The sequence below is a fragment of the Afifella sp. H1R genome, from assembly GCF_021462425.1.
GTDB classification, from domain to species: Bacteria; Pseudomonadota; Alphaproteobacteria; order Rhizobiales; family Afifellaceae; genus Afifella; species Afifella aestuarii.
On record NZ_JAKEDY010000002.1, the window covers coordinates 289774 to 307461 of the forward strand.

Annotated in this window: 21 protein-coding genes and 2 tRNA genes; 16 read left to right on the forward strand and 7 right to left on the reverse strand. The window is 65.2% G+C overall.

Annotation, left to right across the window (positions count from 1 at the left end; translation table 11 throughout):
- The first annotated feature begins 269 nt into the window (after positions 1–269).
- The 4 genes from puuE to L0F51_RS13000 all read left to right on the forward strand — a co-directional run bounded on the left by puuE (position 270) and on the right by L0F51_RS13000 (position 3734).
- Positions 270–1706 carry an allantoinase PuuE gene (puuE, locus tag L0F51_RS12985; protein ID WP_234629645.1) on the forward strand — a complete coding sequence of 479 codons (1437 nt, stop codon included), beginning with the start codon at positions 270–272 and terminating at the stop codon, positions 1704–1706.
- Between the two features lie 167 nt (positions 1707–1873).
- Positions 1874–2290 (forward strand): dihydroneopterin aldolase, encoded by a 417-nt coding sequence (locus L0F51_RS12990; RefSeq protein ID WP_234629646.1) that lies wholly within the window; start codon positions 1874–1876, stop codon positions 2288–2290.
- A 39-nt stretch (positions 2291–2329) separates the two neighbouring features.
- Positions 2330–2623: a 4a-hydroxytetrahydrobiopterin dehydratase gene (locus L0F51_RS12995; protein WP_234629647.1), complete on the forward strand. Its 294-nt coding sequence runs from the start codon at positions 2330–2332 to the stop codon at positions 2621–2623.
- A gap of 337 nt (positions 2624–2960) precedes the next feature.
- Entirely contained in the window at positions 2961–3734 is a 774-nt protein-coding gene (locus L0F51_RS13000) for an HNH endonuclease (protein ID WP_234629648.1), read from the forward strand.
- A gap of 44 nt (positions 3735–3778) precedes the next feature.
- On the opposite strand, the gene L0F51_RS13005 is transcribed toward L0F51_RS13000, so the two are convergent.
- A tRNA-Thr gene (locus L0F51_RS13005) sits at positions 3779–3853 on the reverse strand.
- A 510-nt stretch (positions 3854–4363) separates the two neighbouring features.
- Between L0F51_RS13005 and L0F51_RS13010 the strand changes: the two genes are divergently transcribed.
- From L0F51_RS13010 to yacG, 9 genes are all read left to right on the forward strand, one after another.
- Complete coding sequence (locus L0F51_RS13010; protein ID WP_234629649.1) at positions 4364–4567, forward strand: hypothetical protein; 204 nt, start codon at positions 4364–4366, stop codon at positions 4565–4567.
- 48 nt (positions 4568–4615) lie between these two features.
- The gene (murA, locus tag L0F51_RS13015; RefSeq protein ID WP_234629650.1) at positions 4616–5905 is read left to right on the forward strand and encodes a UDP-N-acetylglucosamine 1-carboxyvinyltransferase; all 1290 of its coding nucleotides are present in this window, start codon (positions 4616–4618) and stop codon (positions 5903–5905) included.
- A 173-nt stretch (positions 5906–6078) separates the two neighbouring features.
- Positions 6079–6531: a DUF2948 family protein gene (locus L0F51_RS13020; protein ID WP_234629651.1), complete on the forward strand. Its 453-nt coding sequence runs from the start codon at positions 6079–6081 to the stop codon at positions 6529–6531.
- Between the two features lie 19 nt (positions 6532–6550).
- A complete protein-coding gene (gene hisD, locus L0F51_RS13025) occupies positions 6551–7843 on the forward strand; it encodes a histidinol dehydrogenase (protein ID WP_234629652.1) in 1293 nt (430 codons plus the stop codon).
- Positions 7844–7855: 12 nt separating this feature from the next.
- Positions 7856–8335, forward strand: coding sequence for a UPF0262 family protein (locus L0F51_RS13030; protein WP_234629653.1), 480 nt, complete (start codon positions 7856–7858; stop codon positions 8333–8335).
- On the forward strand, positions 8332–8790 hold the full coding sequence (locus L0F51_RS13035) for a low molecular weight phosphatase family protein (RefSeq protein WP_255701479.1): 459 nt from the start codon (positions 8332–8334) through the stop codon (positions 8788–8790). Before L0F51_RS13030 ends, L0F51_RS13035 begins: the two co-directional genes overlap by 4 nt.
- Positions 8791–8877: 87 nt before the next feature.
- Positions 8878–9096: a translation initiation factor IF-1 gene (infA, locus tag L0F51_RS13040; protein WP_028482718.1), complete on the forward strand. Its 219-nt coding sequence runs from the start codon at positions 8878–8880 to the stop codon at positions 9094–9096.
- Positions 9097–9151: 55 nt separating this feature from the next.
- Positions 9152–9790 carry a Maf-like protein gene (locus L0F51_RS13045; protein ID WP_128292190.1) on the forward strand — a complete coding sequence of 213 codons (639 nt, stop codon included), beginning with the start codon at positions 9152–9154 and terminating at the stop codon, positions 9788–9790.
- Positions 9787–9987 carry a DNA gyrase inhibitor YacG gene (yacG, locus tag L0F51_RS13050; protein ID WP_234629655.1) on the forward strand — a complete coding sequence of 67 codons (201 nt, stop codon included), beginning with the start codon at positions 9787–9789 and terminating at the stop codon, positions 9985–9987. The genes L0F51_RS13045 and yacG overlap by 4 nt, the downstream gene beginning before the upstream one ends.
- 64 nt (positions 9988–10051) lie before the next feature.
- Here the strand turns inward: yacG and L0F51_RS13055 are convergent, their stop codons facing one another.
- Together L0F51_RS13055 and L0F51_RS13060 are read right to left on the reverse strand one after the other, a co-directional pair.
- The gene (locus L0F51_RS13055; protein WP_234629656.1) at positions 10052–10495 is read right to left on the reverse strand and encodes a hypothetical protein; all 444 of its coding nucleotides are present in this window, start codon (positions 10493–10495) and stop codon (positions 10052–10054) included.
- Positions 10496–10820: 325 nt separating this feature from the next.
- Entirely contained in the window at positions 10821–11057 is a 237-nt protein-coding gene (locus L0F51_RS13060; protein ID WP_234629657.1) for a hypothetical protein, read from the reverse strand.
- 219 nt (positions 11058–11276) lie between these two features.
- Between L0F51_RS13060 and L0F51_RS13065 the strand changes: the two genes are divergently transcribed.
- Together L0F51_RS13065 and L0F51_RS13070 are read left to right on the forward strand one after the other, a co-directional pair.
- Positions 11277–11352, forward strand: a tRNA-Phe gene (locus L0F51_RS13065).
- Positions 11353–11582: 230 nt separating this feature from the next.
- Positions 11583–12035, forward strand: a complete 453-nt coding sequence (locus tag L0F51_RS13070; protein ID WP_234629658.1) for a hypothetical protein — start codon at positions 11583–11585, stop codon at positions 12033–12035.
- A 96-nt stretch (positions 12036–12131) separates the two neighbouring features.
- Here L0F51_RS13070 and L0F51_RS13075 read toward each other — a convergent pair whose 3' ends face one another.
- From L0F51_RS13075 to ybaK, 3 genes are all read right to left on the reverse strand, one after another.
- Positions 12132–12479 carry an ArsC family reductase gene (locus L0F51_RS13075; protein ID WP_234630343.1) on the reverse strand — a complete coding sequence of 116 codons (348 nt, stop codon included), beginning with the start codon at positions 12477–12479 and terminating at the stop codon, positions 12132–12134.
- A gap of 95 nt (positions 12480–12574) precedes the next feature.
- Positions 12575–14017 carry a DUF763 domain-containing protein gene (locus L0F51_RS13080; RefSeq protein ID WP_234629659.1) on the reverse strand — a complete coding sequence of 481 codons (1443 nt, stop codon included), beginning with the start codon at positions 14015–14017 and terminating at the stop codon, positions 12575–12577.
- Positions 14018–14113: 96 nt separating this feature from the next.
- On the reverse strand, positions 14114–14587 hold the full coding sequence (gene ybaK / locus L0F51_RS13085; RefSeq protein WP_128292181.1) for a Cys-tRNA(Pro) deacylase: 474 nt from the start codon (positions 14585–14587) through the stop codon (positions 14114–14116).
- Positions 14588–14798: 211 nt separating this feature from the next.
- On the opposite strand from ybaK, the gene L0F51_RS13090 reads away from it, so the two are divergent.
- Positions 14799–16172, forward strand: coding sequence for a glutamine synthetase family protein (locus tag L0F51_RS13090; protein WP_234629660.1), 1374 nt, complete (start codon positions 14799–14801; stop codon positions 16170–16172).
- Positions 16173–16202: 30 nt separating this feature from the next.
- Here L0F51_RS13090 and hutW read toward each other — a convergent pair whose 3' ends face one another.
- Positions 16203–17585, reverse strand: coding sequence for a heme anaerobic degradation radical SAM methyltransferase ChuW/HutW (hutW, locus tag L0F51_RS13095; protein ID WP_234629661.1), 1383 nt, complete (start codon positions 17583–17585; stop codon positions 16203–16205).
- Between the last annotated feature and the right edge of the window lie 103 nt (positions 17586–17688).

The window sequence follows — 17688 nt, forward strand, 5'->3', positions numbered from 1 at the left end:
CCCTCTGCCCAAAGGTGCGCCACAGCCATTCTTTGCACAACCCCTTCGCGCAACGCCTCGCCCGTTTCCGCGCGGGAGGGGCTTGCCGAGGGGAGGCGCAGGGTCCGAAAAACCCGCCTCGATCCCGCGGCAGGCTCTCGCGCGACCGCCACGTGCGGTCGCGAGCGGATTGACGGGCCAGCGCCCGGGGGTGCAAACGCAAAGGCCCGCGCGGCAAGCCCTTCGCCGGCGGCAGGCCATCTCAGGCAAGAGCCTACGGATTTGACATCATGACCAGTTCCAACCGTTACCCTCGCGATCTCCTCGGTTACGGACGCACGCCCCCCAAGGCGAACTGGCCCCAAGAGGCCGCGATCGCGGTCCAGTTCGTGGTCAATTACGAAGAGGGCGGCGAAAACGCGCTTCTCCACGGCGACGAGGCCTCGGAAGCCTTCCTCTCCGACATCGTCGGCGCACAGCCCTGGCCTGGCCAGCGCCACATGAACATGGAATCGCATTACGAATACGGCTCGCGCGCCGGCTTCTGGCGACTGTGGCGGCTGTTCAGCCAGCGCCAGGTGCCGGTCACGGTCTTCGGCGTCGCGACCGCGCTCGCCCGCAATCCGGAGGCTGTCGCCGCCATGCAGGAGGCCGATTGGGAGATCGCCTCGCACGGCTACAAATGGATCGACTACAAGGATTTCTCCGCCGCCGACGAGCGCGTCCATATGGAAAAGGCGATCGCGCTGCATCAGGCGGCAACCGGCGAACGCCCCTTCGGCTGGTATACGGGCCGCTCGTCTGAACATTCGGCGCGGCTCGCGATGGAGGAAGGCGGTTTCGTCTATTCCTCCGATTCCTATGCCGACGACCTCCCCTATTGGGTGGAGGGGGAGACGGGCCCGCATCTCATCGTCCCCTACACGCTCGAAGCCAACGACATGCGCTTCGTCGCCGCGCAGGGGTTCGGCTCGGGCACCGATTTCTTCACCTATCTCAAGGACGCCTTCGACACGTTGCGTGCGGAAGGGCTCGCGGGCGAGCCCAAAATGCTGTCGATCGGGCTGCATTGCCGCCTTGCCGGGCGCCCCGGCCGCTTCGCCGCGCTGAAGCGCTTCCTCGGCTACATCCAGAGCCTCGACGATGTGTGGATCGCACGGCGCATCGACATCGCCCGCCACTGGCATGCCCACCACCCGCCGCATGGTTTCGTGCGGCCGAGCCAGATGGGCCGCGAGGCCTTCATGATGCGCTTCGGCAGCGTCTTTGAATCCTCGCCCTGGGTCGCCAAGCGCACCTATAAGAGCGAGCTCGGGCCGGCGCATGACACGGCACGCGGCCTCTTCGGCGCAATGGCGGCCGCCTTCCGTTCCGCCAGCGCCGAAAAACGCCTCTCGGTGCTCGAAGCCCATCCCGACCTCGCCGGCAAACTCGCCGAGGCGCAGGCGCTCACCGATGCCTCCACCGCCGAACAGGCCTCCGCCGGGCTCGACCAGCTCGATGCCGGAGAACGCGAGCATTTCCGCGATCTCAACCGGCGCTACCGGGAAAAATTCGGATTTCCCTTCATCATGGCGGTCAAGGGACGCAACAAGGACGAGATCCGCACCGCCTTCGAAGACCGCCTCGCGCATGACCGGGAGACGGAATTCGCGACGGCCTGCCGCGAGGTCGAAAAGATCGCTCTCCTGCGCCTTCAGGACATGCTGCCGGAGCGGCAGGCGTGAGCATCGCCGCCGGTCGCTCGTCCACCTTTGTCCACAGCGCCATCGGGCGGCGCGTTCCGTGGAGCCTTTCAAGCATCCAGCGGTTACAAACCTGCCTGGGCGGGCGTCCTCGCAGCCGCCGCAATCTCAGCCGCAACCTCACAGCAATCTCCTAAGGACCGATGCCGATGTTGGCCAAAGCCGAAGACATGTTGCGGCTTGCCGCGCAAGAAGGCGCCGACCTCGTCTTCGTGTCGGAATTCGTTCTGCCGGTGCGCATCGGCGCCTATCAGCGTGAGCGGCACGGGCCACAACAGGTGCGCTTCGACATGACGGTCGCGACGCGGCCGCGCGCGACCCCTCCTGCCGGCGAACCGGTGAAGCTCGACGACGTTCTCTCTTATGACGCTTTGACGGATGCGATCGAAACCATCGTCGCCGAAGGGCATTTCGACCTTGTAGAGACCCTGGCGGAGAAAATCGCCGCCCGGATCCTGGAAGAGCCGCTTGCCGCGATCGTCGCGCTTCGGGTGGAAAAGCTCGAACTGGAAAAGGCGCGCGCCGGCACCACGATCATCCGCCGCAAGGAGGCGCCCGGCGCGTAGGACGCTGAGGGCCCCCGCGGCCAGCCGAGGGAGCCTTTCATGGCCGAAACCCGCCGCTTCTCAGATCACGACGCCACCGCACAAGCCAAGACACGTCTGCCGGAATGGCGCGTCGAAGACGGCTATCTCTGCCGCAGCTACAAAACCAAGAATTTCGTCAAAAGCCTGCTCGCCGCAAACGCCATCGGCCATTTCGCCGAAGCCGCCGACCACCACCCGGACCTCACCGTCAAATACGGCACCCTCGACGTCGCGCTGCGCACCCACGACGCCGATTCCCTGACGGAAAAAGACTTTGCGCTCGCAGAGAAGATTGAGGGAGTGATGGGGTAGTCTGCCTCGACGCCGACACACAGGATAGGCTGGCGCAAACCAACTCGCGCTAGTTGGTTCTCGAACGGGGCGCGTCCCACTATCCAGCCGGAACCTATTGGCGCTCAAGCCACTGATGTGGGGGGGCATAGAGTAAGCTCGAACCCTCCAATCCCGCATGTCCGGAAGGATGCTTTCCGAAGCAATTCAGGGCCATGAACTCTTGATCAATCCTGGCGAACACATCCCATCTGCGACACAACGCGTCTTCTGGACTAACATCTAAAAATCGCCTTGCCATGGATGCTCAAATCAAGCCAGCATTAAATACTGATGTGTAAGTGGGGGAGATTGAGGCATGCCCAGTCACAAGAATTGGTTTCATGCGGCAAAGATTATCTGGCAACCCTTGGTCGAAGCAGCAACTTCCCGTTCACTGTTGCACTACGAGGATTTGGCACCTCTGATCCCAACCAACAATCTGAACGTAGGTCGGGCACTCGGCCCGGTGCAGACGTTCTGCATGGAAACCGCACGGCCCCCTTTGACTGCGCTAGTGGTAAATAAAAACGAGCTGGTTCCGGGCCCCGGCTTTATCGCTTGGGATATTGAAGACCTCGACAGAGCACACGCTGCTGTCTTCGACTACGATTGGCGGAGCCTCAAAAATCCGTTTGGCGAGATCACACCCGAGGATAGCCTCGAGTCGTTAACCGGTCAGCTGCTAGCCGACCCGCACCAATCAGAGACCGTCTACCGCCTCGTTCCAGATCGGGGCGTAGGTCAACAGGTCTTTCGTCACGCGCTTCTTGAGGCTTACGACGGGGCTTGCGCGATGTGCGGCCTAACCTTCCCAGAGGCTCTCAGCGCAGCGCACATCGTCCCTTGGTATCAGTCAAGCCCCCAGCAGAAACTTGACGTCAGAAACGGGCTGCTCCTCTGCGGGACCCATCATCTGCTGTTTGATCAAGGACTGATGCGAGTAACAACCGACTATCGGATCGTGTACAATAACAAATATCCCGATTTGAGCACGTACTCGGACTCGGACAAAGCCGCGACGCTGAAGCTCGACGGCCAGAAGCTGCGTCTTCCGGAAGACGAGCGCCTGCATCCACAATTCCCAGAATAAGCGAGAGAGCCTTACGGCAAGCAGGCCACCCAACGTGTTGGCAATGGTGCCGCAGGGGAGGATTGAACTCCCGACCTCACCCTTACCAAGGGTGCGCTCTACCACTGAGCTACTGCGGCTTTCGGTGACCGTGCCGTCCGAAAGGCGCCCGCGGGGCGTCCCGGACCGGCGCAACCGTTCCTCAGGCGCCCGGTCCATGCCACAAGCGCCCGCGCCATGCAACTGCGAAGGCGCGCAATCTCACGCCTGAGGCAAGCTCGACACAGGCCAGCCGCCTTTCCCCCGCTCAATTTGGGCCGGCGCCGTCATCCCCTGCGCCGGCTGGGACCCGGCCCTGGCCTGGCCTCTGCCCGTTCTTTGCGCCGCCGCAACGGCCCTGTCTCCGCAGGTTCGGCACCGCGTTTCGTCTCCCGTTCCGGCCTCTCGGCTCTTTCCAATCTCTCGGGTCTTCCCAGTCTCTCGGTCCGTTCCTCTCTCCCGGCATGGCGCCCTTTTGCCGCTCTTTGCGGCAGCCCGTCGTGGCCGACGCCGTTTCGGGCTCTGTTGCCCTCAGAACACGCAAGGGCCCGGCCTGCCGCTCCACCCCGCCCGAGCCTCGTTTTCGCCCGATTGCAACTGGACTTCCTTGCATGCGGCAGCTCGTCTATGAAGGATCGATGCGGGGCGCAAAACCGGACAAGAACGAGGCGCGAGACGCGGCGCGCAAGGCGCGCGAGCAAAGGCTCGCCGAGGCGCTGAGGGCGAATCTGAAACGACGCAAGGACAAGGCCCGCGCGGCAAGCGACGGGTCTGCGGCGGATCGATCCGCGGACGCGGTTTCCGACAAGACGTAAGCGGCAAAGCGGGACGAACCCGGGCGAGACGCCGCAAGAGGAGCATTGATGGATTGTATTCGCATTCGTGGCGGCAATCGCCTGAACGGGACGATCCCGATTTCAGGCGCCAAGAACGCCACCCTGCCCTTGATGATCGCAAGCCTCCTCTCCCGGGAGACGCTGACGCTCAAGAATGTGCCGAATCTCGCCGACGTGTCCCTGCTGAAGCGCATTCTCGGCAATCACGGCGTCGATCACACGGTGCGCGGCAAACGCTCCGCGCATGAGGTCGTGGCCGGCGAGACGGTGGAGCTTTCCGCCCGCGAGATCGTCGATACGACAGCGCCCTATGAACTCGTGTCGCGCATGCGCGCCTCGTTCTGGGTGATCGGCCCGCTCTTGGCCCGCATGGGCGAAGCGCGCGTGTCGCTGCCGGGCGGCTGCGCCATCGGCACGCGCCCGGTCGATTTCTATCTGCACGGGCTTCAGGCGCTCGGCGCGGAGCTGTCCGTCGAAGGCGGCTATGTGGAGGCGCGCGCGCCAAAAGGTCTCGTCGGCGGACGCGTGATCTTTCCGCGCGTCTCGGTCGGCGCGACGCATACGGTGATGATGGCAGCCGCCCTCGCCAAAGGCGAAACCGTCATCGAAAACGCCGCACGCGAGCCGGAAGTCGTCGATGTCGCCGAATGCCTCATGAAGATGGGCGCTCAGATCGAAGGCGCCGGCACCCGCGAAATCCACATCGAGGGCGTGCCGTCGCTCTCCGCGGCGGAGCATTCCGTGCTTCCCGACCGCATCGAAACCGGCACCTACGCCATGGCGGTGGCGGCGACCGGCGGCGAGGTGACGTTGACCGGCGCGCGCCCCGATCTCCTGCGCGCCGCGCTCGACACGCTCGTCGACGCCGGCATCGAGATCGCGGAGACCAACGAAGGCATCCGCGTGGCGCGCAATGGCGGCCCGCTCAAAGCCGTCGAAGTCACCACCCAGCCCTTCCCCGGCTTCCCGACCGACCTGCAGGCGCAGCTAATGGCCTTGATGGCGCGGGCGGACGGAACCTCGCACATCACCGAAACGATCTTCGAAAATCGCTTCATGCATGTGCAGGAATTGTCGCGTCTCGGGGCCGATATCCGTCTCGACGGGCAGACGGCGACCATCCGTGGCGTGGAGAAGCTGACGGGGGCACAGGTCATGGCGACGGATCTGCGCGCCTCCGTGTCGCTCGTCATCGGCGGTCTTGCGGCCGAAGGTGAGACGACGGTCAACCGCGTCTACCATCTCGACCGCGGCTTCGAGCGCCTCGAAGAGAAGCTTTCCGCCTGCGGCGCCGAGATCGAGCGCGTCCGCGCCTGAGGCATCCTGGACCGGTTCGCGCCTTGCCCTCACCGCGGCGAGGCCCTAGAGCCTAAAAGGGAGATTTGGGCCGGTATCGCGATGGCGGAGCGGCAGGCGCGAGCCTGCGGCTTCGCCAAGATCGGTGCGGCCACAACGGAAGCGGCCAATAAGGTCAGATCGGGAAGGGGTTCATGGCTTCGAGCGATCGTCTGCGTCTCATGGCAATGGACGAGGAAGATCTGCAGATCATCTCCGCGTATGTTCAGGATGCGGTGGTGAAGGTCGGCGACATCAAATGGCTGCCGCAGGAAAAGCGCCTCCTCCTCCCGATGAACCGATTTGCCTGGGAGGCGGCGCCCGAGCGGCGGGCCCTTTCGCGCGTCTTCGAACGGCGGCGCGCCGTCCTACATTTCGAGCGCGTGGAAGAGGCGAAAAGCTTCGGCATCGATCGCAACGATGGCGAACGCGTTCTGTCGCTGCTTGCCGTGCAATTCGCTCCGACCGCGGCTCCGGCCGGCGAGGTGACCCTCGTCTTTGCCGGCGATGCGGCCATCAAGCTTAAGGTCGAATGCTGCGAAGCGCGGCTTGCCGATCTTGGCCCCGCCTGGTCGACGCCGCGCCAGCCGCGTCACATGACATCCTGAAGATCGCGGGGCTTGATCCATGGCGCTCAGACTTTCCACGACGGATGAAGATTTCGAGACACGCTTCGCGGCGTTTCTCGCCACCAAGCGCGAGATGGCCGCAGAGGTCGACGAGGCCGTGCGCGACATCATCGCCGATGTGCGCGCCCGCGGCGACGACGCGCTCGCGGAGCTCACGGCGCGCTTCGACAAGGTCGATCTCGAGGCCCGCGGCACCGCGATCAGCCGCGCGGAGATCGAGCGCGCGGTCGAGGACTGCCCGAAAGACGTGCTCGAGGCGCTGACGCTCGCCCGCGACCGGCTCAAAGCCGGCCAGGAGCGGCTGATGCCGGAGGATACGCACCATGAAGATGCGCTCGGCGTCACGCTCGGCACGCGCTGGACGGCGGTCGATTCCGCCGGCCTCTACGTCCCCGGCGGCACCGCCGCCTATCCGAGCTCGGTGATCATGAACGCCGTGCCGGCGAAGGTCGCCGGCGTCGAACGGCTCGCCATGACGGTGCCGACGCCCGACGGCGTCTTCAACCCGCTCGTTCTCGTCGCGGCCGAGCTTGCCGGCGTCGATGAAATCTACCGCGTCGGCGGGGCGCAGGCGATCGCCGCGCTTGCCTACGGCACGGAGATGATCAGGCCCGTCTCCATCATCGTCGGCCCCGGCAATGCCTATGTGGCCGCCGCCAAGAGGCGTGTCTTCGGCACGGTCGGCATCGATATGATCGCCGGGCCGTCCGAAATCCTCGTCATCGCCGATGCCGAAAACGATCCGGCCTGGCTCGCCGCCGACCTTTTGTCGCAGGCCGAGCACGACAAGGTGGCGCAGTCGATCCTCGTCACGGACGATCAGGCCTTCGGCGACGCCGTCGCGAAAGAAGTCGATCGCCAGGCGGCACTCCTGCCGCGCCGCGAGATCGCCGAGGCGAGCTGGCGCGATTTCGGCGCCGTCATCACGGTCAAGCATTTCGACGAAGCGGCAAAGCTCGCCGACCGCATCGCGGCGGAGCATCTGGAGATCGCCATCGACGATCCGGAGCGGCTTCTGCCGAAGATCCGCCATGCCGGCGCGATCTTCCTCGGGCGCTTCACGCCGGAAGTGATCGGCGATTATGTCGGCGGTTCCAACCACGTCCTGCCGACCGGGCGCTCGGCGCGCTTCTCCTCGGGCCTGTCGGTGCTCGATTTCATGAAGCGCAGCTCCATCCTCTCCTGCCCGCCTTCGGCGCTTTCCGATCTCGGCCCGGCCGCGATCGCGCTGGCGCGTGCGGAGGGTCTGGAGGCGCATGCGCGCGCCCTCACCATCCGAATGAATCGGTGAGGCGGCCGGGTGATGGCGAATGCGGGGCAGAAGAACCGGCTCGTCGCTGTCCATCTGGATGAATCGATCGGGCGTGGCCCGCCCGATATCGAGCACGAGCGCGCCGTCGCCATCTTCGATCTGATCGACGAGAATTCGTTCGCCCCCGTCTGCAAGGAGGAAGGCCCCTACAAGCTCAATCTGGCGATCGCCGAACGGCGCCTCGTCTTCGACATCCGCAAGGAAGACGACACGCCGGTGATGACGCACATTCTGTCGCTGTCGCCGTTCCGCAAGATCGTCAAAGACTATTTCGTCATCTGCGAAAGCTATTACGACGCCATCAAGAGCGGCTCGCCGAGGCGCATCGAGGCGATCGATATGGGGCGTCGCGGGGTGCATGACGAAGGCTCCCGCCTCCTTCAGGAGCGCCTGAAAGGCAAGATCGAGGTCGATTTCGACACGGCACGCCGCCTGTTCACGCTGGTCTGCGTGCTGCACTGGCGGGGCTGACCCCCGTGGCGACGCAGGCTTCGACACAGCCGGCTTCGATCCTTTTTCTGTGCGGACGCAATGCGGTGCGCTCGCCGATCGCGGAGACCCTGGCACGCGAGGCCCTCGGACCCCATATCTATGTGGCGTCTGCCGGGGTCATGCCCGGAAGGCGCGATCCTTTCGTGGATGCCGTTCTCGCCGAAAAGGGGCTGGCGCTCAGCCAGTCGCGGCCGAAAAGCCTGGCGGAGCTGGAAGATCTCAATTTCGATCTTGCCATCACGCTGTCGCCGGAAGCGCATCACCAGGCCCTGGAGCTGACGCGCACGCTCGCGATCGACGTCGAATACTGGCCGACGCCCGATCCGACACAGGCGACAGGCAGCCGCGAACAGATCCTCACCGCCTACCGCGAACTGCGGGACAGGCTTGCCCGAAACATCGAGCAGAGGCTGGTTCAGCCCCGAAAGGGCTGACGAAAGCGGCCTCGACCCCTTAAGAACCGGTTCACACGCTGAAACGTTTGGGGTACGTATCCTCGCCAATCTAACCCAAGGTGATTGATGGCCAAAGAAGAGGTTTTGGAATTTCCCGGTGTCGTCACTGAGCTTTTGCCCAACGCCACCTTCCGAGTGAAGCTGGAAAACGACCACGAGATTATTGCCCACACCGCCGGGCGTATGCGCAAAAACCGCATTCGCGTGCTCGCCGGTGACAAGGTGCTTGTCGAGATGACGCCCTACGATCTGACCAAGGGGCGCATCACATACCGCTACAAATAGCCCGCTGCGGACGGCCTTTCGGCCTCCGCGCGCAGGATTTAAGCCGCCACGGCCAATGAACCGCCACAAGCAACCCCCCGCCCCCCTTGTGCTCGCCTCCGGCTCGCCGCGACGCCTGGCGCTGTTGGACCAGATCGGCATCATCCCCGATCGCCTTCTGCCCGCCGGCATCGAGGAAACGCCGGAGCGCAAGGAATTGCCGCGCTCGATGGCGCGGCGGCTCGCCCGGACCAAGGCGGAGGTGGCGGCCCGGGCCGCCAGACGCGACCCGGCGCTCGAAGGCGCCTATGTGCTCGCCGCCGATACGGTGGTGGCGGTCGGTCGGCGGATTCTGCCGAAGCCGGAAGTGACGGACGAAGCTGCAGCCTGCCTCAGGCTCCTCTCGGGGCGGGCGCATCGCGTCTATACGGCGATCTGCCTCCTGACGCCGAAGGGCGCGACGCGGCAGAAGCTCGTGGAAAGCCGCGTGCGCTTCAAACGTCTGTCGCGCAGCGAGATCGAGATCTATCTCGCTTCGGGCGAATGGCAGGGGAAAGCCGGCGGCTATGCCATCCAGGGCCGTGCCGGGGCTTTCGTCGTGAAACTCATCGGCTCTTATTCCAATGTCGTCGGACTGCCGCTGTTTGAAACCATGAACCTTCTCGCCGGCGAGCATTTCGACGTCTACGAACGCTGGACGGAGCCTGCGGCATGAGCGCACGCCCGACGCGGCCTCGTCGCGGCCCTGCCGTCGAACGCTGCCCGATCTGCGGCAAGCCGGCGAGCGCCGAGGAGGCGCCCTTCTGCTCGACCCGCTGTCGCGAGGTCGATCTCAACCGCTGGCTCGGCGGCGCCTATCGCATTCCGGGCGAGGCCGTTCGGGAGCCTGGCGGCAGCGACGACGAGGATTGAGGCCGGGGCGTCGCCTCAGGCCTGATATCGGGGCTCTTTCGGATGAACCGGTCGGTTGCGCCGCTCAGGCGGCGGCAAAGCCCACATGTGCGTCCATTTTGCCGGCGCGCGGTTCGACCGCGAAGGAGCGGACGGTGCAGCCATGCCGCTTCGCGAGGCGATCGCTGGCGCGTTTGGCAAGCTCGCTCGCCCGCTCCAGCTTGTAGCCGAAACGCCCGTCCTCCATGCCGCAGGGCACGAGATCGCGGAAAATCAGCCGCTCCAGCTCCTCGGCGCGCAATTCGCTGAGGGCGTAGTCGAGCGCGAGGATCAAATCCTCTTCCGCCTGCGATCCCCCCACGAAGTCGGAGACCACCACCTCGCCGCGGCCAGTCTTTTCAAGACGGACGAAGAAGAACGCATCGCCATCCGCGGTGACCTTCACGGAGAAGGCGTCGGCCGTGACGCTGAAGACGGACCGCTCTGTATCTTCAACTTCTTTTGGTACAGCGAATAGATGCGCCGCCATTGCCCCGTCTTCCGCTCAAGAATTTGTTAAGGTTATGCGGGGCTTCGGCGGCAATTTCAACGCCATCCGCCGCGCGAGCGTTCTCTGACCTCCCGCAAGAGGCGACTGCGGACGCGGCAGGCAGATCTTAGAAGCGATCTGAAACAAAGGGCAGTTCGTTGAAAAAGCGCACGGTCTCGTTCGGCCGTGGCGCCCGCGCTCGCCCCCTCGGAGGGAACCCGCAGACGATCACAGGGTGTGACGAATTTTCCCGTGAACCCGATTTTTCTGTGGGGATCGCAGCAGATTTCGTTGCGGCCCGCAAAAGAGGCGCGGGTCGCGCGGCTCAGCTCAGGGCCTGCTCCGGCCGGCGATTGAAGGGATCAAGGCCCGGCTGGCCGTCGAGCGACCGCAGAAGCGCGATGGTTTCGATGACCGTACGGAGATCGACACCCGGCAGAGCGACGACGAGGCTTTGCGGCCTTCGCGCCTCGGCCTCCGGCCCCTTCCGGCTCGCCTCGATCGGGTTGGCCCTCTCGGCCACCCCGGCTCCCACGTCTTTCGGCTTTGCGAGATCGCCCATCGCTTCGCTGCCCCCCGCACTCTCCTTGGACGCAGCGGCGTAAAATTAGCTTTAAGGGCGGCCCCCGCCGCGCTGCCAAAAGCGTGCCGACGGCGACGCGACAACGATCCGCGCCTTAACGCGCCAGACGGCTGGACAGCGGCGGCGACGTCTCCTATAAGGCCGATCGCTTCGGGCTGATCGCCCGAGCCGCCGGAGGCTCTTCGCCTCGCCGGCCATGCCCAGGTAGCTCAGTTGGTAGAGCAGCGGACTGAAAATCCGCGTGTCGGTGGTTCGAATCCGCCCCTGGGCACCATTCTCCCGTCTCCCTCTCGACAGTTTCAGGCACTTCGCACCCGGCTCAATGTGGCCGCAGCTGCCGTGATCCGATTCTGACGCGTGCGGAAAAACTCAAGACGGCCTCGCACCGGATGGCGTGCACCGCGAACGGCGGGGCAGAGGCAATCTTGTGCGGGGGCGCCACATTTATTAATATTTTTCTAATTTATTATTCAAATGCCTTGCTGAGCCTTGCCGGAGGTCGCCTTGCACAACGACACGGGAAGCTTCCTGACGCACCAATATGAGCTTTTGACCATATTGGATGGGAAGGCGTCCTGCCTTCTGTCGTTCAATGCCATCCTGCTTGCGGCCCTCTCCATCTGGCTCGGCTATATCCCGCTCAATTTTCTTCACCTGTCGCTCGACGTCGTCTTCATTCTCCTGTTGCTGTCCTCCCTCTGCCTGCTCAGGGTCATCCATCTCAAATGGTCCGACGGCGACCGCACGGCCCCCGAGCTCGACGAGGCCAGGCATATTCGCAGCGATTATTATCTCGTCGCCTGGCGCATGACGGCAGCCGGCACCCTGATCGTCATCCTGGTGTCTTCCATCCACACGATCGGCACCGCACTCACGGCGATTGATCGTTGCGATGGCGCCTGCGCACGCCTCTTCGATCAGCGCGTCTTCGGCAATCTCGACTACGCCGACAGATGAGCGGGCCTCACCCGCCGCGAAAGCCAGGCAACGCCGGGTCTCGTAACGCCCTCCGCCGGCACGGCCCCGGCCGCATCGACGGCGGAAGGCGTTCTCTCACCCGAGCGCTTTTTCGTATTCTTCCGGCTTGAAGCCGACGAGAAGCCCGGTGGGCGCCTCCAGAACCGGGCGTTTGATCATCGAGGGCTGCTCCAGCATCAGCGCGATCGCCTTGTCGCGATCGAGATCCGCCTTCTTCTCGTCCGGCAGCTTGCGGAACGTCGTGCCGGCGCGGTTCAGGAGCTTCTCCCAGCCGGCCCTATCCGCCCAGCCCTGAAGCCGCGGCTCCTCGATCCCCGCCGTCTTGTAATCGTGGAAGGCGTAATCGACCTGATGTTCGTCGAGCCAGGCGCGCGCCTTCTTCATCGTCGTGCAGTTCTTGATGCCGTAGATGGTGGTCAAAATCGTCCTCTCCGCTTGCCTGCGCCTTAGATTGCGCCCCGTTCCATAGCGCATCGGTGTCGCGGCGGCAGCCTCCGTCCCTCGCGCAAGGGTCACGCTCAGCCAGAGCGCCGTCGCCGGCCTCGCGCGGGCGCGGCGCTCGAAAGATCAGCCCCAGAAGAATCAGCGGAGAAAAGATCGTCCGCAAAGAGATCGCCCGCCGGAGGCGCCGCCTTCTTTCCGCGCGCCGCCTTCTTTCCGCGCGCGGGCTTGGCCGCGGGCGCGCCTTCGCTCCTGGCGTTCCCCGGCCGCCGTGCCGCCGCCTGCACCTCGCTTTCCCAGCCGAAGACGCTGCGCCCGCCATAGGCGACCGCATGGCGCATCTCTTCGCCGGTATATTCGGCAAGCGTCGGGCCGTCCGCCACGGCTTCGAGCCGCCTTGCCTCGCGGTCGAGGCGCTTGATCGCGTCGAGCTTGTCGTCCTGGCCGAGCTTTGCCCGATCGACGGCCCGCCGCATGACGCGGATCGTCTCGTCATAGACTTTTGTGGGCACCGGAAAGGGATGCCGGTCCTTGCCGCCATGGGCGAGCGAGAAGCGGGCGGGATCGGTGAAGCGGCAGGGCGCGCCATGCACCACCTCCGCCACCATGGCGAGCGAGCGCACCGTGCGGGCGCCGACGCCCGGCGTCAGAAGCAGCTCGGAAAAATCCTGCGGCCCGCATTCGGCGGCGGCGGCCAGCGCCCCATGGAGGCGCCGGCTCACCACATCTTTCGGGCGCACATCGTGGTGCGCGGGCATTATGAGATGCGGCAGAAGCGGCGCTTCTTCCTCGGCCGCCGAAGGCTCGGGCCTGCCCTCGAGGGCGGCAAATTCGCGGACGATGCCGGTGACGCCGACATCGCGCAGAAGATCGATCTGGCGCTCGCGCGAGGCGGCCGCGCGGCGGTCGGCGAGATTGACGATTCTGCCCTGATTGCGGCCTTCGATCGCCGCATGCGGCGCATCGACGAAACTCGTCAGGTCTTCCGACAACCAGTGATAGCGGCGCGCCAGACGCGTCTCGCCGTTCATCCCCTGCTGAATGACCACCCATTTGCCGTCGTCGGTGACGATAAAACCGTGCAGATAGAGGTCGAACCCGTCCTGCAGCGCGGCGCTGTCGACCTTGGCGACAAGGCGGCTCGCGCGCGAAAGCGCCGTCCCGTCGAAGCCGACACGCCCACCGATCGAAACGAGTTCGTCGGGGGTCTTGCGCGAATGCCGGCCGCGCCCGCCGCAAACATGCAGCCCGAGCTCGCCCGAAAGCGGCGCGAGCCCGCGCTTCAAGGCGCCGATGACGGAGGTGGTGATGCCTGAGGAATGCCAGTCCATCCCCATGACGGCGCCGAAGGACTGAAACCAGAAGGGATGGGAGAGCCGGCGCAGAAATTCGTCGCGGCCGTAATGGTGGACGATCGCCTCCGTCATCACCGTGCCGAGCGCCGTCATCCTCTGCCCGAGCCAGGCCGGGACACGGCCATTGTGAAGCGGCAGATCGGCACTGCCGGCGCGTCGGACCATCAACGGCTCCGTCAGGAACGAAAGAGGAACTTGTCTAGCATGCCGGCCGCGCCCTGCCTACCGCCTCGTCCACCGCTTCCCGCAACCGGAACGCGGTCAGGCAATCAGCGCCGCCGCCTTGGCGCCAAGGGCTTTGAGCGCATCGGCCGGTGCGAGCTCCACCATGACGCCGCGCTGGCCGCCATTGATGATGACCTGTTCATGCGCCATCGCCGCCTCTTCGATCGCGGCCGGCACCTTGCGCTTCTGCCCGAAGGGGCTGATGCCGCCGACATGGAAGCCGGTCAGCCGCTCCGCCGCCTCCGGCTTCATCATCTCCGCATGCTTGCCGCCGAAGGCCGCCGCGACCTTCTTCATGCTGAGCTCGTGGTCGGAGGGAATGACGGTGCAGACGGGCTTGCCATCGACCTCCACCATCAGCGTCTTCAGCACGCGCTCCGGCGCGGCGCCGATCGCCTCGGCCGCCTGCAGGCCGATGCGCGCCGCGTCGGGATGATATTCGTAAAGATGCACGGCGAAGGCGACGCCCGCCCGCTTCAGCGCCAGCGTCGCCTGGGTGGTCTTGGACATGCGCCTTCTCTGCCTCCTTCGTGCGGCCCGGCCAGCACCGCAAAGGCCCTACGAAGGGACGTGCCTGCAAGGCTTGCGGGAGGCGGCTGGCTGGTGGATAGGGCGTGGTCCGCGGCATCGTCAATCGTCCCGCAGGGCACACAGGCGACGCTTTCAGGTCCGCGCGGCGGATGATCCCCGCCACGGCACAGATAACACAGAGGAAACCGGCATGAGCGGCAGGCTCACTTTGGAGGAATTGAGGGCCCTTGCTGCGGCCGGGGAGATCGATACGGTCCTCTCCGCGCAGATCGACATGCAGGGGCGCCTCATGGGCAAGCGCTTTCATGTCGATTTCTTCCTCGACCACGCCTGGAAGGAGAGCCGCTCCTGCAGCTACCTGCAGGCGACCGATCTCGAAATGACCACCGTCGAGGGCTACCGGTCGGTGAACTGGGTGACGGGCTACGGCGATTACGTCATGAGGCCGGATCTTGCGACCCTCAGGCGTGTGCCCTGGCTCGAAGCGACGGCGCTCGTCATCTGCGACGTCCTCGATCCGCAAACCTTGGAGGAGGTGCCGCATTCGCCGCGCGCGCTGTTGAAGAAGCAGCTGAAGCGCCTGGAGGCGCTGGGCCTTCGCGCCATGACCGCCTCGGAGCTCGAATTCTTCATGTTCCGGGAGAGCTATGAAGAGGCGGAAGCGTCCGCCTTCCAGAAGCTCAACACCTTCAGCGCCTATAACGGCGATTACAACATCTTCCAGAGCTCCAAAGAGGAAGATGTCATGCGCGCCATCCGCAACAGCCTCGCCGGCACCGACGTGCCGGTGGAAGCGACCAAGGGCGAGGCGGATGCCGGCCAGGGCGAAATCAACGTCCGCTATTCGGATGCGCTGACGATGGCCGACCGCCACGCCATCATCAAGAATGCGGTCAAGGAGATCGCCTGGCAGAAGGGCCGCGCCATCACCTTCATGGCGAAGTGGGACACCGATCATGCCGGCAATTCTTCGCACATCCATCAATCGCTGACGAGTTTGTCGGGCGAGCCGGTCTTCTTCGACCCGGACGGCGAACACGGCATGTCGAAGACGATGCGCGCCTATGTGGCGGGCCTCCTCGCCCATACCCGCGAGATCACCTATTTCCTGGCGCCCTACGTCAATTCCTACAAGCGCTTCACGGCCGGCACGTTCGCGCCGACGCGGGTCTTGTGGTCGCTCGACAACCGCACCGCCGGCTACCGTCTGTGCGGCGAAAACGGCAAGGCGATCCGCATCGAATGCCGGATCGGCGGGGCCGATCTCAATCCTCACCTCGCCTTCGCGGCCCTGATCGCGGCCGGGATCGACGGCATCGAAAAGAATATGCCGCTCGAAGAGGTGTTTCTGGGCGACGCCTACAGCGCCGACGACCGCGCGGATCGCGACGTTCCGAAGACGCTGCGCGAGGCGATCGCCGCGCTCGAAGGCTCCACAATGCTGCGCGAAGCTTTTGGCGAGGAGGTGATCGAGCATTACCTCCATAGCGCGCGCTGGGAGCAGCACGAGGCCGACCGCATCGTCACGGATTTCGATCGCCGCCGCGGCTTCGAGCGCGCCTGAGGGCGTGCCGGCCTTTCGGCGGCCGGCGCGTCATCCGCCCGCCGTCTCGGCCTCGCACAATTGCGCCTGAAGCCATTCCAACAGGTTCTGCGTCAGCGTCACCTGCCAGAAGCGGCCGGCGAGCGTCAGGCGGAGCCGGCTCTTGTCCGCCTCGACCAGCCCCGCCCGCTGCCATTGGGCGAAGAGGGGCGCGAGCACGACGTCGCCTTCAAGCCCGGCGCGGCGTTCGAGCTGCGCCGACAGCCAGGCGACGTTGAGCCGCCCGAGCTCCATCTCGCTCTTGATCAGGCTGAAGAGGTCGTGGTTCTCCGGCTGCCGCGTCAGCCGGCCGACAACGCAATGACCCGCTGAGATCGCCTCCTGATAGGCGCGCAGATCATCGCCGATGCCATAGGAATAGCCGCCGAGAGAGCCTCCGGCGCCCGCCCCGAACGCGAGGCATTCCGCCCCCGATTTGACGGCGTGGTTGTAGATGTTGCGCTCGCGTTCGCCTTGCCGCCAATGCGTCGTGGAGATCGAATGCCAGCCCGCCCGTTCAAACACCTCGCTCGCTTCGGCATAAAAGAGGCCGAATTCGGCGCGGTCCATCGGCGGGAACTTGCCTTTGTCGATCGCGGCCCGCAGCGGCGCATGCGGGATGAGCTTCAACGAATAGACATCCGCCCCGTCGAGACCGATGGCGATCGCCGTCTCCACGTCGTTGCGAAAGGCCTCGAGGGTCTGGCCGGGCAGACCATAGATGAGATCGACGACGATCGCGCCGCCATCGGCTTTCACCAGCCGGTCGAGAAACGCGATCAGCTCCTCGCGCGAGGCGCGCCGGCCGAGCGAGCGGCGGAGGCGCGTGTCGAAGGTCTGGACCCCGAGCGAGACGCGGTTGGCACCGGCGTCGAAAATCGCCGCGATCTTGTCGTCATCGAAGCTGCGCGGCCGCCCCTCCACCGTGATCTCGCAATCGGGCGCGAGCGGCAGATATGTGCGCACCGCGGTGATGAGCCGGGAAAGATCGGGCGCCGAGAGGACGGTCGGCGTGCCGCCACCGAAATAGACCGCGTCGAGCGCGCCTTCCGCCTGATAGGGCAGATCGGCATCGCGCTTCAAATGCGCAATCAGCGCGTCGACATAAGCGGGGCCGGCCTCCGGTCTCCAGGCGTTCTGATAGAAGCCGCAGAACAGGCAATGGTTTTCGCAGAACGGTACGTGCAGATAGGCGACGCCGTTGCGGGCGCGCGGCCGGCGGGTGAGCTCCCGCCACGTCGCCTCCCGGCTCTCCTCCGGCACCCTCTGCGCGCCGAAGGAGGGATGCACCACGCGCTTTGCACCAAAGGCGTTGCGCAGCGGCGTGCCGTCTTCGGCGGCGAAGAATTCCTGCATGCGCCGCGCGGCCGGCGCCGTGATCTGAACGCTCTCCATCTCTGCCCCCAATTCTCATCTTTGCGGCCGCTTAAAGCGGCTGCGGAAGGCCCGCGGGGATGAGCCTCACCGTCCCCGCGGGCCTCCTCTGTCCGGCGGCTGG